The sequence below is a fragment of the Proteus sp. G2300 genome (assembly GCF_009915965.1).
Lineage (GTDB): Bacteria > Pseudomonadota > Gammaproteobacteria > Enterobacterales > Enterobacteriaceae > Proteus > Proteus vulgaris.
This window is the reverse complement of the sequence record NZ_JAABNK010000022.1, coordinates 43,195-57,646: the sequence shown is the minus strand read 5'-3', so window position 1 is coordinate 57,646 and position 14,452 is coordinate 43,195. Positions and strand designations below refer to the sequence as shown.

Below are 14,452 nucleotides of genomic sequence, written 5' to 3'. Positions count from 1 at the left end.
GCTCTTTAGTCTTACCAGATAGCTTTACACATAGATTAATAAATAAATTTTTCATATTTTCTCCAATAAAAAAGGCCACCTAAGTGACCTTACTGGCAAGCTTTTCTGCCTCTGGAAATAACCCGAACAGTATCGCCTGTTACTGTCGTAATGTAAGCATGATCTGTTCGATTAATATCAAATGATGGGATGGCATCTTTCCTTGTGTGCTCAACTCTCGCCACGATATCTTTATTTTCTGATTCTGGGTAAAACTCTAGGCGGTACATTTCCCCTAAGCAGTGGACTTCTTCCACTTTACGACCTTCACGTTCAGTAATTAATTTAAGTGCGTACATAATTTCGTTCCTTATTTTAGATAATAAAAAACCCCGCCGAAGCGAGGTTATAAACAATTTTGGCAATATACCAAATTAGACTTAAATATGACCTATTTTGTTCATTTTTGCAAGTTGTCGTGATTATTTTTATTAATCAACTCGATTCTAACTCGCTTCATAGAAAGTAATGCCGACTTATCTAACTCACAACAAATATCTAAAAGGCTATTCCAATATATATCATAATTCATTTTCCAATTATTACGCTTAACACCCACCAAGCGAGCCAGATCTGTTTGTGAATAATTACGCCCAGTGCAAGTCTGAACCGATAACCAGACTAATGATCTAAGTCGTTCTTTAACCTTTTTAGTTATCTTTTTACCGTTATGCTGTTTTTCAAATTCAGACCATACATGAACACTGATATTCACTTGATGCTCAAATTTCAAACTATATCCATAACAATACATTATCCATGAGTGTTGTTCTTCACTTAATGCATTAATAGCCCTACGCCAAGAGCATAATAAAAAATCCACAGGATCTATCATCGGCTTTGGAGTTCGACGACAGCGAGTTTCTAATACATAAATTGGATCAGTATCACGACAAACAAAACGTCCGTTTAATTTTAAATCTCGCATTCTAACTCTCGGTGTTGCTCTCGTGTCTGTTAACCCAAAATCTTCAAATGCTTCTAACTGACCCTTTGTTGAAGCTCTTAAGTTTGATGTAGCTATCGATGCCATATCACTTAAATATTCCAAGTCATGCGCATAAATTGGCATATTTCCTCCACTCGTGCCGTACACACGTTAAATAAATGCACCGATGCCTAATGAACGGTTTAAAAAATGAAATAACAATTCGAGTTGATTGCCGTGAGTGACTTCCCATAGTTTGGGGTCACGATGTAACTCGTCATGGTGAATGCGGCATAATGGAATAGTGAATAAGTCGTGAGCCTTCGTTCCCATACCGCCCATGCCATGACCTATGATATGGTGCGGATCATCAGCCTGTTGCCCACACACGCAACACGGTTGAGTCTTCACCCATTGCAACCATTGGGTATTTACCCAACGTTGCATTTTAGGTTTAAGAAGAAATGACGCTGGTGGCTCAGGATCAACCGCAACATTAATAACCGGCTTTATCACATCTAAACGCTCATTCATTGCAGATAATGCTGTTACGTTACTTGGGATAATATCAGCTTCAGGAAAACCACCGTGAACTCTGCGTTCTTCTTGTTTATCTGACCAATTTAAAATCTGGCGTAATATTGCTTCGGGTAATTCATCAACCAAGTTATGCATAACCGCAAATGAGAAAAAATCAGGTATCGTTAGCTGATGGGCACTATCTAATCTCAAGCGAAAACGAACAGTGTCTAGCATCCAATTGATACGATTTTTATGAGCCAATTCAGCAACCCACCCAGCAGATGAATTTCTAATATGGTTATCATGATGCCAACAAGTGCGGATCACGCCAGCTTCGTGAAAGGTCGTCACTAACTCATGGTGATGGTAATTATCTTCATCATTATCAATCTGGCAGCATTGAATATGACGGATAACCCACGTATCCATCGGTGATACTTTATCGATGGTATGGATCACTTTTTTGCTATTAAGAAATTGGACGATGTGCTTATTGTTTAAAATAGGCTGTTCATCACCCGTTAATGCACCAGAGGGCAACACATCTAAACTTTTAGGCACATCACTGATAATCACACGATGGTGCTTCTTAAATTGCTCAAGTAATTCAGCACCCGGTTTAAGTAGCACAACACCAAGTTCTGGTTGAATATAAGGCGTTAATAATAATTTCATGCACTCACCTGTTTATTCAGCATCACCATGCGGATCAATTCATCCGTTTTACTCTCAAAGAAATGCGGTTGGGTTTCACGAGGATTATTAGGGCTAGTCATGTTCTTCCCAAACTGACAACCTCTTGCCGTAACAGACCAAAACTCTTTAGTTTTGTTAGCAGTTTTCGTGCTTGGACGTGATAAGCGTTCAACAATGCCAAGATCGGCTAATCGTTTATAGGCTTGTCGTGCTGAAATAGGTAAGTTGTGTCTGTTGATCAGCGTTGATAATGCAACTGTTGGACGACTGGAACCATCCATGGAACCACTTGGCGCATCAATCGCATAAACAGGCGCTAACTCAGGTAAGCCCGCCATGGCCTGTAATTTTTGATAAGCCCCTAATTTTGATGAATTCGAAAAATTTAAACTTTTAGACATTGACTCAAGCAGTATTACACCCGCTTGAACCTTATCACTGAGTTTCTCTTGGTGCTGTTGTGACATTAAAGCATCGAAGGTACGGATCACTTTTAAATGAAAAGAAGCACTGATCCACATTGCGTAGGCATACACTAATTCTTTGCAAACATAGGTGCCTTGGTTATATCCACCAGCCACAGTAACAATGGGCGCTCCTGTGATCTCAGGAGCGGTCGAAATTTCATCAATTAACTCTTTAGTTTGAGCTAATGAACTCCAATTCGATGGTTGATGCCGTTTTTCACCACCCGATACTCGATGTAAATCATTTAAACAATAACGACCGGCTACATCTCTACGAACCTGAAAGCCATCAATAACAATTAATCCATTCATGCTATTTCTCTCCACGTTTTACTCGTGACCGTACATCACGCTTTTACTATGCTGACGAATGATTATTTCAAGCTTCCCGCCTTTAATAACGTCCATCCATTCAACATCCATTTTTTTAATCTGCTTATCATCCACCCATACACCGGCATGAGTAAGGGCATCAAAAGGTGCTTTTAAGAAATTATCAATATCTCTAGCCTGCTTAGTTGGGGGATATAATTTCACAGAAACAAACACATCACTCTCAATAGCCTTAGGTCTACGCTTTAATTGTTCATAGACTGCTGCAATCGCATTTGCTCTAAATACTCGCCCTTTTACACTGACTAGGGTTCCTCTTTGGGTATTTCTCCAATAAGTATTTACACTAGGTGGAAATGGTAGTGTTAGGGTTAATTCAGGCATAAGTACCCCACAACCCAATCAGTAATGTCACAACGAACCAAAAACCAACGAACAACATGTATTTAGTTAGCATCGTTTACACTCCTTTTATCCCAAGCCTTCAGAGCTTCATCCGCATTATTAGCAATAGGGCCTCTTGCTCCACATTTCTGACAGCGAGTGAATGTATTGATCATCACTTGCATGACTTCTAGTTTTTTAGAGTTACAGAATGGACAGCTTTTATTGTTCATTAGTGATTACCTCTTACAGCTCTCACTAATGAGTCATACGGCTCGGTTGGCAATTTACCCATGAGAGCAAAATTAGAGGTGGCGTGTTTTACCCATTTGATTGTGGGTAATGCGCATTTTTTAGCTTTCTGAGTATTCAGCTTTTCAATGTAGACTGACTCACCTGATTTACGTGATTCTGTTATTACTGAATGAACTCTTTCTGCCTCTTTAGTTACTCTGTAGCGTAATGGACGTTCTTCGCTAATTCTGACTAATGCACCTAAAGTCCAAAGGTGTGCCAACGCTCTTGATGCGCCAGCTAAATTAGTGTCTAAATCACGAATAACAATGTCGCGATTAACTTCTTCACCCACTTTGTACAACGCTAAGATTTGCTCTGTGATTTTCATGCAACACCTCTCGATACAAGCCATTTAGCCTGTTCAACAAATGTTTTACCGATTTGCTCCAGCTCACTACGTTGAATGTAATCCATTGGTTTGCCATTCCACGTTTTATCAAATATCACGATAGCGCCAGCAAAAAATGCCCCTGTTGGTACTTGGTTTTCATCTGCTGGAACAAACCATTCCGGAACGTCAAAACCAATACGACCGCGAATAAAACAAATATGATCCGCTACTTCACACCACCATGTTTCGCTTGTGGCCACTTTCAGCAAGAAAACATAGCGCCCGCCTTTTTCACGCATTGCTAACGCATGATTCATAATGTGGCGAACACCAGTAACAGCTTGTTTTTCATGATATGAACTACGTGAGTACGGTGGATTAGCGAAAGCAGAACCACCAATTTCCTTGAGTTTTTCCGACCAGTCCTGAGTAAGCGCGTTATCCTCAACCGTGTAGAAATGAGGGCATTTGCTGTTTTGTGCATCAGTAAATAGATCTAGCGTGAACGGCCCATAGAGTGAATTGATACCCCAATACAGGTTTTCAGGTGTACGCCACTGATCGCCAATTTCTTTTAATTTATGAGCAGGTTGACTTTTTAATTCCTGTAATTTCAGTACGTAATCAATCATTGCTGAACCTCCTGTGACATTTCAGTCGCTTGTTTCCAAATGCTGTTCCATGCTTGACGACCAGAAAACTCGCTCATACGACGAATGCCTGTCTTACCCGCTAATTCAAGTGCGATCTCTTCAATACGGTTTTGAGGTTTAGAACGAGAACCAATCAAGCGTGAGAATGCGCTGTCACGTTCAACGGTATCAACTTGAACCTTTGGCTCGTTCTTTGGTTCTTGGCTACGAACAGTCAGCTCATCAAAGTGTTTACGTAATTTACGAGGGCTTAAAATGTTTTGGTGCCAGAATGAATCTTTGTTGGCCCAATCAAACAATGCACAAATTTGTTCATGGGTACGTCCATCGATTTGACGCATCAAACGGATATCGTTCGCCCAGTCATACCAAGTAGGCTCTAGCGCAGATGGATTCAGTTTTTTAACACGACCAAACATCCATTTTGCCGTTTTCAAATCACCTTCATCGCCCCATTTTTGGAAGTTAGCGCTGTAAATCACCGCTTCTGGATAACGAGTTAAAAAATCATTTTTCGGCTGGTCGCTGGATTCGTTAGAATTCTGCGACGAAAGGTCTTTAGTGATCTGTAAGTTTTTATCTGAGTTAAGATCTGTATAAAGATAGGATTCCTCACTTTCGACGTTTCCATGATTCTGCATTTCTGCGGTTTCCATTCCGCAGTTTCGACGTTCCGATTCCTCACTTTCGACGTTTCCATCCCTCACTTTCGACGTTTCAGAAATAGATGGGAAAATCATAGAGATAAGTTTATTTCCATCTATCTTGTAGTGAGTAACTGGCGTGCCATTGACCTTTTTTGTTTTGGTTTCAATCACACCAGGGAAATATTTTTTACGTAATTTATCAACGAGGCGTCGAGCTTGCTCTTCACCAGAAAGTCCGTGAATTTCTTCTGCCAGCTCTTCATGGCTTTTATAGAACCAGCCATCATCAGCACTTGATGAAACACCAGACCAGAAGACAAGTTGATTTAAAATTGCAGACAAGGCATGAGCTTGCTGATCACCCTTGAAAAAGTCCAAATATGGAACAGGTATAACAATGACGTTTTTCTGCCCTGACATGGCTTGCACAACATCAAAAATAGTCGTCATAGCAACGCCTCACTTAACTCTTGTGTATTTTTCTTTAAATCGTTGCAAGGGTTCACATTGTGGATCGTCACAACCATCAAGCATAAAAATGACGCGCTGTTTTTCTCTGTCATAACGAACAACATGAACAACGATACCCCTGTGATTTTTGTAGTAGCGATCAAGTTGGTTTGGGTTCTCATTGCTCATTGCCCCGCTCTCCACTTGAAAAATAAAAATCAGCCCATGCCTTTTTAAGAGACGGTCTATCTACCAAACCTGTTTTTTGTTGGTAGTTGTCTGGTTGTTCGTCAGAGGCTATGATTTCTACATAGCGAAATGACTGACTACCCGAGACAGGTAAACAACGGAATTGCTTTTTAGGTATTAAATGCGCTAATCTACTCATGCTAATTTCTCTTCACACAATTGAAATTTGCAAACCGAAGCCAGAGGCCGTACACCTTTGGCTTCACCCTTTCTGGATATAGCCATCTTTAATTTCTCTTTTGATGTAACGAAACAAACGCATTCATAAATGTGCGGGTCTGTGAAATTAATCCATCCAACATCATTTTTATCTTTTGCTCTTCATCACCATCAATAACGCCATCAGCTAAACTATCTTTCATTAATAAGGCTAAACGCCCTTGTATTTCGTCAACATTGCTTCGTAATGTGAATAACTCGGTTGTGTCTAGTTCAGCTGGATTGACTCTATCTACCAACAAGCGATTTGATTCACGAGCAACAAACTCAGCAAATAAAACGGTCTTAGAAATATCTTGCATTGCTAACAACTCGTTTAAATCAAATGAGCGACAACCGTTTTTCTCATAAAGCTTGTTGTTGAATGATGTTAAAGACAGACCAAGCGCACCAGCCATCGCCTCGCGTCCACCAGCTGTCGCTTCACACATTTCTTTCACTACCTGTTTTATTGATTGGTTACTCATTTCCTACCACCCTTGATGATTTCTTGTAGTTAACTGCTTTAAACGGGTTTGCTATTATTTATATAAATCAGGGTTGTATTTAAGGAACCCCTTAGTTAGTCGCTCTATTTTTAAGGCTTGTTTTTCAGGAACAATAATCGACCACTGGCAAACAGCACTATGAGATATACCAAGTGCAATGGCTGTTTTTACTGTTCCCCCAAAATGTTCTAAAACTAAACTTTTAAGCATTACACTCTCCATAAAGTAAGTATGCTTACAATCTAATGTAGCAGGATACTAATGTCAATAAAATGTAAGATTGCTTACGTATAATGTGTGAACTTGAGGCTATTTATGGAAACAGTAGGAGAGAGAATAAGGCAGCGTAGACGACAGCTAAAAATGACCCAAAAAGATATAGCCGAACGTGTTGGTATTTCGGCATCGGCGGTTACTCAATGGGAAAGTGATAACACTGGTTTATCTGCAGAAAGTTTATTAAAACTATCATCTGTTTTGAGCTGTAATCCAAAGTGGTTAATGTTTGGAGTGGGGCTTCCTGAGGATGATGTTGAAATACAAGTTCCTATTTACAAGGCTATACCAATCATCAGTTGGGTACAGGCTGGGGAGTGGACTGAAACATACTGCGAGTCAGATCCTAGTGATTACAAGTACATTGATACCAATTTAAAGTTGTCAGATCAGGCATTTGCTCTAATAGTCAAAGGGCAGTCTATGACTACCTACAATGGAGAATTAAGTATTCCCGAAGGTGCGGTAGTTATAGTTGAACCAGATTATGGATATCTAGATGATATAAATGGGAAAATAGTCATAGCACAACAAAAAGGTAGCGATGAGGCCACTATCAAAAAACTTATTATTGATGGACCAAACAAATACTTAGCTCCTTTAAACCCTCAATTTAACCCTATTCAGATAAATGGTGACTGCGTTATAGCAGGTAAAGTTAAGCAAGTTATTATAAATCTAGACTAATTCCATCCCCCCTTCACAAAAAAGAAAGAAATGTAAGGTAACTTATATTTTTTTCTTGACTTAAAATGTAAGTTTACTAATATCTATACTAAATAGTTATTGAGAATACTTATGACAACTGAACCAATAATCTTACTTCCAAATAATTTAACGAGTACCGATGCAGTTAAATGGATGAGAGAAAAATTGCAGGATATTGACCACTTATCTGAATTGTATGTAAGACGTGATGTGCTGGTGGCTCAATTAGAAAATATTAAAGCTGAAATAACTAAGTACACAAATAAAAGTGCTATTCAGATACAAAGTAAATGATTTTTATGTGTGAAGAGAACGTGTGAAGAGAAACAACTGTGTGGAGGGAAATTGGCGTGAGTAATGCTACTAATAAAAAACAAAACATCAGGATCTATGCCTTAGTCTTTCATAAGAACGCGCTAACTCTGTCAACCGACAATATTTATGAAGATTTTTGGTTAGAACTACATAAAACCGTCGGTTGGCTTAAGTTTGTAAAACATAGTGAAGAATCTGAATTTGTTAAGAACGGAGCACTGTTTGTAGCCACTGAACTGCGTCCGGTATCTGATTCAGCCCCTTACCCAGTAGTTGAAGCACAATGTGTTTTGTGGCGTCAACGGGAAGCTCTTTTAAGCGCTGCAAATACCCTTTCCTTTCTTCTGGGTCAGGGACGTTTAAAGTAATGAAATCACGAATTTCATTTAATGTTTCATCATGTAGTCTGACTGTAATTACTTTAAGAGAGGTGGATATACTACCTTCCTCAGTAAGTAGATTTATAGCATGTCTAGTTGCTTTTATTAGTGTAAGTTCAGGAAATGCACCAGCCATTACATGGATTACTCCACCGGTTATCATTTCCTCTTCACTAAGATATGCAATGTTTTTTAATAAAATATCATCATCAATGTCAGAAAAATCTGACGGTATATTTTGGGGTTGAATAGCATTAGGGTAATCCTGTACTGCAATTTCCAGAATTTTTAATTGTAATGCTCTGCTGAAACCTGACATTTTAACATTCTCTTGGTTGTGTCGGATCTTCCAAGAATACCACCACCGCCTGAGGTGGGAAAATAATCAGGCACAATATTTGAAGTGTGAAGAGAAACAATGGCTGGCTGAGTCTTAAACCATTAACGGGGGTGTGGTGATAATGTTCTGCTCAGTCAGCCATTTTTGAGTTAGTTTTATAACCAAAGAGCGTGGGCGTGAAAAAAAGTAACCTGCAGTCAGCTAGAAATCCGAATCCCAATCGGGCTGATGAAACCACAGGTGGTCCGCTCTTTTTGATTATGACTCTAACAATAAGTAAGGGTACTGGCATTACTTGTGAAATGTCTTATCAGGATTATGTCAACTCGCTAGTGCCCTTTCTTATTGTGTGAAGTGATAACGTGAGGTTATAGAAATGAGCCAAGAAGATCGTAAGACAAATGTTCCCGACTTTCTTTCCGAATTGGACGCTGGCGTTTTTGAAAATAAAGTCTCTGCTGTTTTAAATGATGTGGCTTTAGGCGTTTTAAATAATGGTGGAAAAGGCAAGGTCACTATTGAATTAGATATTGCTCGCCTTAGTAATTCAATGGAAGAAAAACGAGTTGAAATAACTCATAAACTTAAATTCTCTGCACCAACACCACGCGGAAAACGGGCTGAAGAAGACACCACCAAAACGCCAATGTACGTGGGTAAAGGTGGTAAGTTGACCATTATGCAAGAAGAACAAGGTCAATTATTTTCTTTGCAGGGTCAGCCCGACGGGAAATTAAAATCCGTTAATTAGTTTCCTTATTTTTAATTAAACCTATCCATTTAATTTAATGCTTTTAAATAAGTAGGAGTTTATTCATGTCTCAATTAGACGGTAATGCTATTTCGCAAATTCAAAATATGGCGGTGGCTTCATTAAGTCTCGATGCAATAGAGAAGTCTCTTTGCCCTGCCATTGTCCTTCCTAATGACTTTAAAGTAAGTAGTTTAGAAAACTTACAAGAAGGTCGCTTCCGTTTCCGTGGTGAAATGAAAACAACCAGCATTAGCGACTTTGTTAAATACTCAATCAAAAATGCAGTTGAAGAAGGTGTTAGTTGCTTTATTGATGCTGATGAAATGAGTGCCGAAACTATTTTTAATATCGGCACAATTGGTGAGCCTGGTCATGCTGATAACACAGCACTTGTAAAATTAAAACAAACCGCTCCATTCTCAGCACTATTAAAAATTGATGGTGTTAAATATCGTCAAAAAGAATTAGCCGAGTGGTTAGAAGATTGGCGTGATTATTTAATGGCGTTTGATGCAGAAGGTAATGTTTTAGATATCAAACAAGCTATTTCTGCTGTTCGCCGTATTACGATTGAATCAACACGCTCTGCTGAACATGAAGATCACGATTTTAGTGCTAAACGTTCAGTATTAGAAAATGTTGAAGCAAGAAGCAAAGATGTTATGCCAACTGCATTCCAGTTTACATGCACTCCGTATGACGAGTTAAAAGAACGTAGCATTAAATTGCGTTATAGCGTGCTTACTGGCGGTGATGTTCCTACTTTAGTGCTCCGTATTGTTCAACTTGAAAACCTTGAAGAACAAATTGCTCAAGAGTTTCGAGATATGCTTTGCAATGAATTCGATGAAAGTGAAATCGAAACATTCATTGGCAAATTTTCAGCTTAATTATTAATTAATCGCCATCTTATGGGTGGCGATATTACTCAAATAGGAATAACTGAAAATGGCTAACGGATCAGTAAACAAAGTAATTCTTATCGGCAATTTAGGGCGCGATCCTGAAATTCGCTACCTGCCTTCTGGTGGTGCTGTTGCCAATTTAGCTGTGGCCACATCAGAAAAGTGGCGAGATAAACAAACGGGTGAAAACCGAGAAAAGACAGAATGGCATCGTGTCGTTTTGTTTGGAAAGCTCGCAGATATCGCAGGTGGCTATTTGTGCAAAGGCTCGCAAGTTTATATCGAGGGGCAATTACAAACCCGCGAGTGGGATGATAACGGTGTTAAACGATATACAACAGAAATTGCTGTAAAGGTTGGTGGTTCAATGCAAATGCTAGGTGGTGCTACTAAATCAGCAGGTTCACAGTCGGCACAGCAAAATCAGCCACCAGCTCAACCTCAAGCCCAAAGTAGTCAACCACCAATGGATTTTGAGGATGATATTCCCTTTGCTCCAATTGGGCTTATGTATCCACGCCATTTAATTAATGTGATTTAGGAGGCTTTATGTCAATTACTCCAGAATTCGTAGAATATGATGAAAATGGTTATTGGACTCATTCAAAACTGCCATATTCCGAAAATAGTAATGAAATTATGCAGTGGGTAGCGGATAACCAATTAGAGCAACGCTGTATTTATATGAGTGAAGATGTCGGAGAGAATACACCTGTTTTCCAAAACTATTTCACTCACGGTAACCCTAATGTATCAGCTTGGATGCCAACGGAACCTCCTGGTGAAGGCTGGTTTGTTGGAGCTATATACGAAAGTGAAGATGGACCCGTCTGTCTTTGGTTACGCTCTTCAAAATATCAATTAAAAGAACAGTTTTTTAAAGCCCATCGAGAAGCTGAAAAAACAGCTTATGCATATTTCTGTGCTTGCGATATTGGCGAAGAGAGAATTCAAGCACACGAAATCTACCAACGTATCAGAACAGCTACGCGTATAGGTGGATGACATGAAAGAGCGTGGAATTATTTTTAATGCTGAAATGGTCAAAGCCATTCTCGATGGGCGTAAAACTCAAACTCGTCGCATCGTTAAAAATGTAATGCTTGATAATGGAATATGGCTAAAAAAACCGACCAAAACAAGAAGTGGCACAACTACACATGTCTTGGATGCTCCAAAACATAATTTGTGCCCCTTGGGTAAAATTGGTGATCGCCTTTATGTTCGTGAAGCATTTAAAGCTGGAGTATGCACTGAATCAACAATTGCATATAAAGCTACACATAAACCATCTGATTTAGAAGAAGGGTGGTATGAAGAAATTAAGTGGACGCCATCTATACACATGCCTCGTAGATATTCGCGCATTACGTTAGAAATCACCAACATTCGAGTTGAGCGACTGAATGATATCAGTAACGATGATGCTAAATCTGAAGGTTGTTGGTATGGGCGTGGAGGTGGAACTCCCGATAAGGCTCTTACCCCTAGTGATCAATTTCCTACTTTATGGGAAGAAATATATGGAGATGGAAGTTGGTCGTCTAATCCGTGGGTGTGGGTTATTGAGTTTAAAAGGATTTAATAATGGATAAATCAATAAACCAATTAAATCCCAATGATGTTATTAAAATTGGTAATAACTGGTATCGAATTAGGTATTTAAGATATTGGGGAAATGAAGCATCAATAGATCTACAAAAAGAAGAGGATCTATTATCTTATTATCATGACAAGACGTGTTTAAGATTATCGATAAATAAAGATTCAAATATTAAATTTGAGGTTAAGAGTGAAACCGATACTTGATATGTGTTGTGGCTCACGTATGTTTTATTTTGATAAACAAGATGACCGTGTTTTATTTAATGATATTAGAGCAGAAGAACATATTTTATGTGACGGAAGAATTTTAAATATAACACCAGATGTTATTTCTGATTTTAAAAACCTTCCATTTCCTAATAATACATTTTACCAAGTGTTATTTGACCCACCTCATTTAATCAGGGTTGGTAAAAATAGCTGGATGTTTAAAAAATATGGTTCGTTAAATAAAGACTCATGGAGGGAAGATTTAAGTAAAGGGTTTAGTGAAGCATTTAGAGTACTTAGACCAGGAGGAACATTGCTATTCAAATGGAATGAAACCCAAATACCAGTTAAACAAATTTTAGCGCTAACAGACCAAAAACCAACAGCAGTACAGCGTGTAGGGAAAAATGATAAGACGCACTGGATCTCTTTTCTTAAGGAGATCAGTAAATAATTACCACCAGTATTAACTAATATCTATTTAAACTGTGTACGGACAGTGTGGAGAGAAAATATGAATACAGTATTTTTATTGTTAGCTGAATATGAAACGTCTCAAATTCCTCTATCTGTTGTTGCTGAGAAATTCCTTAGCATATCGCCTTCTTGGGCTGATAAAAAAGCTAACCTTGGCGAGTTACCATTTCCAACATACAGGGATAATCAAAAATCAGGAAGATTGGTGCATATTGTAGATTTAGCGGAATGGATAGATAAAAAAAGAGAAATAGCAAAACAAGAATTTGAACACCTTCAGTGAGAAAAACAAGCTGGAAAATAGATATAATCCAGCTTGTTATCTTTTACTTATCAAAATATTCAAGCTCATCAGAGTTAGACGACTCAACCTCAGGCATCCAGCTTGTATCGCTCCATATTTCTTCTAATGCATCAGTTATTTTGTCTTTTTTTTCATTTTTCTTTAGCCCATCAATGATTAACTTTGTTTGTGAACCCCACAAAGCGCTAACCTCCAACTCAGAATAAGAAGGGGAAAGTTTCTTTTTTACTTCTTTTTTCAGCGCGTTAAACATATCAGGATGGGTATTTTTTTGAATTGCTTTATCAAAAAATAATTTTATATGAATCATGAACACCTCCATTTACTGTTTATTTATACAGTATAATTTAGAGGTGAAAAAGATCAACTTTTATTCAATTTATCAAATTTATCATGCAATGATTTGGGGTATAACTCTGTATATACCTGCCAAAGAACATTTAAAGATCTGTGCCCTGTCACTTGAGCCACCTCTTCAATACTAAAGCCAGCTTCAAATAAACGACTTGCCCCTTCTCTTCTTAAGTCATGATATCTAAGATCTTCAATCCCTAATGCGTTCCTGGTGCGCTGAAAACCTGCAGTAACTGATTTAGGGTTATAAGGGAAAATTCTATCACTTGTTTTTGGTTGGCGACTCAGTATTGCCCATGCATCCCCCAGTAAAGGCACTGACATGTGGTTACCTGATTTTTTACGCGGATCTTTTCTATCTCTAACAATTACTGATCTGTTTTTCTCGTCAACGTCTGCCCATAGAATTTTGCACACTTCACCAATTCGCATGCAACTAAGAATAGAAAAATCTAAAATATCAACATAAGGGATAATGCACTCTCTGTGTTCGCTTCGTTTTTTAAGCGCTTCTCTTAGTTGTTTTAATTCTTCTTTTTGAGGTCTACGACTACGCCGTTGTGATTTACCAATCAATCCCATTTGAATGAGTAACGGGCGTGCCTCATACGCTGGATTAGCCGTATATTCTATACCATAGATAGGTTTTGCCGATTTTAATACCGAGGTCAAATAACTAACATCATGGTTAATGGTTGAGGGTGATGCACCTGATGCGTGTCTATGTCTGCAATGATCAACAATATGTGAAACGGTAAGCTCTGTTAGCCCATATTTAGACAAATCAGAATCAAACAGCATTTCTAAAACATACCGTTTTGTTCTTCCTGCTTTCCCGCCAAGATCTGGATCATTTAAATATTTAAACAGTAAATCTCTGACTGTTATTTTTGTTGCATCAGTTGGATCTGGTATGCCGTTTTGCTCTAGCTCTAAAACACGTTTAGTTCCCCATGTTTTTGCATGAGCCTGTTTGGTGAACGTTCTGCTTTCATTATAAATTCTCTTTCCACCAGCTTTCACAGAAACGGAACATCTGTATCGAGCAGTGCCGTCTGCTCTATCGCGTTTTGATATGGTATAGTAAGCCATCTCTATATAAATCCTCTCTCACTCTCAGC

26 protein-coding genes are annotated in these 14,452 nt (G+C 38.6%); 10 read left to right on the top strand and 16 right to left on the bottom strand.

Annotated elements, in window-relative coordinates:
- Positions 1 to 89 precede the first annotated feature (89 nt).
- From GWI97_RS10685 to GWI97_RS10625, 13 genes are all read right to left on the bottom strand, one after another.
- Positions 90 to 338, bottom strand: coding sequence for a hypothetical protein (locus GWI97_RS10685; protein WP_115370633.1), 249 nt, complete (start codon positions 336 to 338; stop codon positions 90 to 92).
- A 101-nt stretch (positions 339 to 439) separates the two neighbouring features.
- Positions 440 to 1,111 (bottom strand): bacteriophage antitermination protein Q, encoded by a 672-nt coding sequence (locus GWI97_RS10680; RefSeq protein ID WP_072065161.1) that lies wholly within the window; start codon positions 1,109 to 1,111, stop codon positions 440 to 442.
- A gap of 27 nt (positions 1,112 to 1,138) precedes the next feature.
- Positions 1,139 to 2,164: a DUF968 domain-containing protein gene (locus GWI97_RS10675; RefSeq protein WP_161751961.1), complete on the bottom strand. Its 1,026-nt coding sequence runs from the start codon at positions 2,162 to 2,164 to the stop codon at positions 1,139 to 1,141.
- Complete coding sequence (locus tag GWI97_RS10670) at positions 2,161 to 2,964, bottom strand: KilA-N domain-containing protein (RefSeq protein ID WP_099660107.1); 804 nt, start codon at positions 2,962 to 2,964, stop codon at positions 2,161 to 2,163. The genes GWI97_RS10675 and GWI97_RS10670 overlap by 4 nt, the downstream gene beginning before the upstream one ends.
- Before the next feature lie 18 nt (positions 2,965 to 2,982).
- Entirely contained in the window at positions 2,983 to 3,369 is a 387-nt protein-coding gene (locus tag GWI97_RS10665) for a RusA family crossover junction endodeoxyribonuclease (RefSeq protein WP_099660106.1), read from the bottom strand.
- A 62-nt stretch (positions 3,370 to 3,431) separates the two neighbouring features.
- Positions 3,432 to 3,602, bottom strand: a complete 171-nt coding sequence (locus GWI97_RS10660; RefSeq protein WP_023582529.1) for a Lar family restriction alleviation protein — start codon at positions 3,600 to 3,602, stop codon at positions 3,432 to 3,434.
- A complete protein-coding gene (locus GWI97_RS10655) occupies positions 3,602 to 3,994 on the bottom strand; it encodes a hypothetical protein (protein WP_072069180.1) in 393 nt (130 codons plus the stop codon). The genes GWI97_RS10660 and GWI97_RS10655 overlap by 1 nt, the downstream gene beginning before the upstream one ends.
- The gene (locus GWI97_RS10650; protein ID WP_161751960.1) at positions 3,991 to 4,629 is read right to left on the bottom strand and encodes a phage N-6-adenine-methyltransferase; all 639 of its coding nucleotides are present in this window, start codon (positions 4,627 to 4,629) and stop codon (positions 3,991 to 3,993) included. The genes GWI97_RS10655 and GWI97_RS10650 overlap by 4 nt, the downstream gene beginning before the upstream one ends.
- On the bottom strand, positions 4,626 to 5,747 hold the full coding sequence (locus tag GWI97_RS10645; protein ID WP_161751959.1) for a replication protein 15: 1,122 nt from the start codon (positions 5,745 to 5,747) through the stop codon (positions 4,626 to 4,628). The genes GWI97_RS10650 and GWI97_RS10645 overlap by 4 nt, the downstream gene beginning before the upstream one ends.
- Before the next feature lie 9 nt (positions 5,748 to 5,756).
- Entirely contained in the window at positions 5,757 to 5,936 is a 180-nt protein-coding gene (locus GWI97_RS10640; RefSeq protein ID WP_064720326.1) for a DUF4222 domain-containing protein, read from the bottom strand.
- Complete coding sequence (locus tag GWI97_RS10635; RefSeq protein ID WP_161751958.1) at positions 5,926 to 6,135, bottom strand: hypothetical protein; 210 nt, start codon at positions 6,133 to 6,135, stop codon at positions 5,926 to 5,928. Before GWI97_RS10635 ends, GWI97_RS10640 begins: the two co-directional genes overlap by 11 nt.
- Positions 6,136 to 6,223: 88 nt before the next feature.
- Positions 6,224 to 6,682: a YmfL family putative regulatory protein gene (locus tag GWI97_RS10630; protein WP_161751957.1), complete on the bottom strand. Its 459-nt coding sequence runs from the start codon at positions 6,680 to 6,682 to the stop codon at positions 6,224 to 6,226.
- 54 nt (positions 6,683 to 6,736) lie between these two features.
- Positions 6,737 to 6,913, bottom strand: coding sequence for a Cro/CI family transcriptional regulator (locus GWI97_RS10625; protein WP_161751956.1), 177 nt, complete (start codon positions 6,911 to 6,913; stop codon positions 6,737 to 6,739).
- A 105-nt stretch (positions 6,914 to 7,018) separates the two neighbouring features.
- Here GWI97_RS10625 and GWI97_RS10620 point away from each other — a divergent pair, with 105 nt between their 5' ends.
- Together GWI97_RS10620 and GWI97_RS10615 are read left to right on the top strand one after the other, a co-directional pair.
- Entirely contained in the window at positions 7,019 to 7,666 is a 648-nt protein-coding gene (locus tag GWI97_RS10620) for a LexA family protein (protein WP_161751955.1), read from the top strand.
- Between the two features lie 111 nt (positions 7,667 to 7,777).
- Positions 7,778 to 7,981, top strand: coding sequence for a hypothetical protein (locus GWI97_RS10615; RefSeq protein WP_161751954.1), 204 nt, complete (start codon positions 7,778 to 7,780; stop codon positions 7,979 to 7,981).
- A 225-nt stretch (positions 7,982 to 8,206) separates the two neighbouring features.
- Here the strand turns inward: GWI97_RS10615 and GWI97_RS10610 are convergent, their stop codons facing one another.
- Positions 8,207 to 8,701, bottom strand: coding sequence for a hypothetical protein (locus tag GWI97_RS10610; protein WP_072070917.1), 495 nt, complete (start codon positions 8,699 to 8,701; stop codon positions 8,207 to 8,209).
- 397 nt (positions 8,702 to 9,098) lie between these two features.
- On the opposite strand from GWI97_RS10610, the gene GWI97_RS10605 reads away from it, so the two are divergent.
- The 8 genes from GWI97_RS10605 to GWI97_RS10570 all read left to right on the top strand — a co-directional run bounded on the left by GWI97_RS10605 (position 9,099) and on the right by GWI97_RS10570 (position 12,956).
- Positions 9,099 to 9,473 carry a hypothetical protein gene (locus tag GWI97_RS10605; protein WP_161751953.1) on the top strand — a complete coding sequence of 125 codons (375 nt, stop codon included), beginning with the start codon at positions 9,099 to 9,101 and terminating at the stop codon, positions 9,471 to 9,473.
- A gap of 65 nt (positions 9,474 to 9,538) precedes the next feature.
- The gene (locus GWI97_RS10600; RefSeq protein ID WP_161751952.1) at positions 9,539 to 10,366 is read left to right on the top strand and encodes a YfdQ family protein; all 828 of its coding nucleotides are present in this window, start codon (positions 9,539 to 9,541) and stop codon (positions 10,364 to 10,366) included.
- A gap of 58 nt (positions 10,367 to 10,424) precedes the next feature.
- Positions 10,425 to 10,922: a single-stranded DNA-binding protein gene (gene ssb / locus GWI97_RS10595; RefSeq protein WP_161751951.1), complete on the top strand. Its 498-nt coding sequence runs from the start codon at positions 10,425 to 10,427 to the stop codon at positions 10,920 to 10,922.
- An 8-nt stretch (positions 10,923 to 10,930) separates the two neighbouring features.
- Positions 10,931 to 11,386 carry a hypothetical protein gene (locus GWI97_RS10590; protein ID WP_159242316.1) on the top strand — a complete coding sequence of 152 codons (456 nt, stop codon included), beginning with the start codon at positions 10,931 to 10,933 and terminating at the stop codon, positions 11,384 to 11,386.
- A gap of 1 nt (position 11,387) precedes the next feature.
- A complete protein-coding gene (locus GWI97_RS10585) occupies positions 11,388 to 11,966 on the top strand; it encodes a hypothetical protein (protein ID WP_161751950.1) in 579 nt (192 codons plus the stop codon).
- A 2-nt stretch (positions 11,967 to 11,968) separates the two neighbouring features.
- Positions 11,969 to 12,190 carry a hypothetical protein gene (locus GWI97_RS10580; RefSeq protein ID WP_006533963.1) on the top strand — a complete coding sequence of 74 codons (222 nt, stop codon included), beginning with the start codon at positions 11,969 to 11,971 and terminating at the stop codon, positions 12,188 to 12,190.
- A 19-nt stretch (positions 12,191 to 12,209) separates the two neighbouring features.
- Positions 12,210 to 12,650: an SAM-dependent methyltransferase gene (locus GWI97_RS10575; protein ID WP_123822537.1), complete on the top strand. Its 441-nt coding sequence runs from the start codon at positions 12,210 to 12,212 to the stop codon at positions 12,648 to 12,650.
- Between the two features lie 60 nt (positions 12,651 to 12,710).
- Entirely contained in the window at positions 12,711 to 12,956 is a 246-nt protein-coding gene (locus GWI97_RS10570) for a pyocin activator PrtN family protein (RefSeq protein WP_072065179.1), read from the top strand.
- A 43-nt stretch (positions 12,957 to 12,999) separates the two neighbouring features.
- Here the strand turns inward: GWI97_RS10570 and GWI97_RS10565 are convergent, their stop codons facing one another.
- A complete protein-coding gene (locus GWI97_RS10565) occupies positions 13,000 to 13,287 on the bottom strand; it encodes a DinI-like family protein (RefSeq protein WP_072065180.1) in 288 nt (95 codons plus the stop codon).
- Positions 13,288 to 13,340: 53 nt separating this feature from the next.
- Positions 13,341 to 14,423 (bottom strand): tyrosine-type recombinase/integrase, encoded by a 1,083-nt coding sequence (locus GWI97_RS10560; RefSeq protein WP_109402803.1) that lies wholly within the window; start codon positions 14,421 to 14,423, stop codon positions 13,341 to 13,343.
- Positions 14,424 to 14,452 lie beyond the last annotated feature (29 nt).

Bases quoted from the DNA above. Each gene is read 5' to 3' on its own strand.
- GWI97_RS10685 (WP_115370633.1), bottom strand. From the start codon at position 338: ATGTACGCACTTAAATTAATTACTGAACGTGAAGGTCGTAAAGTGGAA.
- GWI97_RS10680 (WP_072065161.1), bottom strand. From the start codon at position 1,111: ATGCCAATTTATGCGCATGACTTGGAATATTTAAGTGATATGGCATCG.
- GWI97_RS10675 (WP_161751961.1), bottom strand. From the start codon at position 2,164: ATGAAATTATTATTAACGCCTTATATTCAACCAGAACTTGGTGTTGTG.
- GWI97_RS10670 (WP_099660107.1), bottom strand. From the start codon at position 2,964: ATGAATGGATTAATTGTTATTGATGGCTTTCAGGTTCGTAGAGATGTA.
- GWI97_RS10665 (WP_099660106.1), bottom strand. From the start codon at position 3,369: ATGCCTGAATTAACCCTAACACTACCATTTCCACCTAGTGTAAATACT.
- GWI97_RS10660 (WP_023582529.1), bottom strand. From the start codon at position 3,602: ATGAACAATAAAAGCTGTCCATTCTGTAACTCTAAAAAACTAGAAGTC.
- GWI97_RS10655 (WP_072069180.1), bottom strand. From the start codon at position 3,994: ATGAAAATCACAGAGCAAATCTTAGCGTTGTACAAAGTGGGTGAAGAA.
- GWI97_RS10650 (WP_161751960.1), bottom strand. From the start codon at position 4,629: ATGATTGATTACGTACTGAAATTACAGGAATTAAAAAGTCAACCTGCT.
- GWI97_RS10645 (WP_161751959.1), bottom strand. From the start codon at position 5,747: ATGACGACTATTTTTGATGTTGTGCAAGCCATGTCAGGGCAGAAAAAC.
- GWI97_RS10640 (WP_064720326.1), bottom strand. From the start codon at position 5,936: ATGAGCAATGAGAACCCAAACCAACTTGATCGCTACTACAAAAATCAC.
- GWI97_RS10635 (WP_161751958.1), bottom strand. From the start codon at position 6,135: ATGAGTAGATTAGCGCATTTAATACCTAAAAAGCAATTCCGTTGTTTA.
- GWI97_RS10630 (WP_161751957.1), bottom strand. From the start codon at position 6,682: ATGAGTAACCAATCAATAAAACAGGTAGTGAAAGAAATGTGTGAAGCG.
- GWI97_RS10625 (WP_161751956.1), bottom strand. From the start codon at position 6,913: ATGCTTAAAAGTTTAGTTTTAGAACATTTTGGGGGAACAGTAAAAACA.
- GWI97_RS10620 (WP_161751955.1), top strand. From the start codon at position 7,019: ATGGAAACAGTAGGAGAGAGAATAAGGCAGCGTAGACGACAGCTAAAA.
- GWI97_RS10615 (WP_161751954.1), top strand. From the start codon at position 7,778: ATGACAACTGAACCAATAATCTTACTTCCAAATAATTTAACGAGTACC.
- GWI97_RS10610 (WP_072070917.1), bottom strand. From the start codon at position 8,701: ATGTCAGGTTTCAGCAGAGCATTACAATTAAAAATTCTGGAAATTGCA.
- GWI97_RS10605 (WP_161751953.1), top strand. From the start codon at position 9,099: ATGAGCCAAGAAGATCGTAAGACAAATGTTCCCGACTTTCTTTCCGAA.
- GWI97_RS10600 (WP_161751952.1), top strand. From the start codon at position 9,539: ATGTCTCAATTAGACGGTAATGCTATTTCGCAAATTCAAAATATGGCG.
- ssb (WP_161751951.1), top strand. From the start codon at position 10,425: ATGGCTAACGGATCAGTAAACAAAGTAATTCTTATCGGCAATTTAGGG.
- GWI97_RS10590 (WP_159242316.1), top strand. From the start codon at position 10,931: ATGTCAATTACTCCAGAATTCGTAGAATATGATGAAAATGGTTATTGG.
- GWI97_RS10585 (WP_161751950.1), top strand. From the start codon at position 11,388: ATGAAAGAGCGTGGAATTATTTTTAATGCTGAAATGGTCAAAGCCATT.
- GWI97_RS10580 (WP_006533963.1), top strand. From the start codon at position 11,969: ATGGATAAATCAATAAACCAATTAAATCCCAATGATGTTATTAAAATT.
- GWI97_RS10575 (WP_123822537.1), top strand. From the start codon at position 12,210: ATGTTTTATTTTGATAAACAAGATGACCGTGTTTTATTTAATGATATT.
- GWI97_RS10570 (WP_072065179.1), top strand. From the start codon at position 12,711: ATGAATACAGTATTTTTATTGTTAGCTGAATATGAAACGTCTCAAATT.
- GWI97_RS10565 (WP_072065180.1), bottom strand. From the start codon at position 13,287: ATGATTCATATAAAATTATTTTTTGATAAAGCAATTCAAAAAAATACC.
- GWI97_RS10560 (WP_109402803.1), bottom strand. From the start codon at position 14,423: ATGGCTTACTATACCATATCAAAACGCGATAGAGCAGACGGCACTGCT.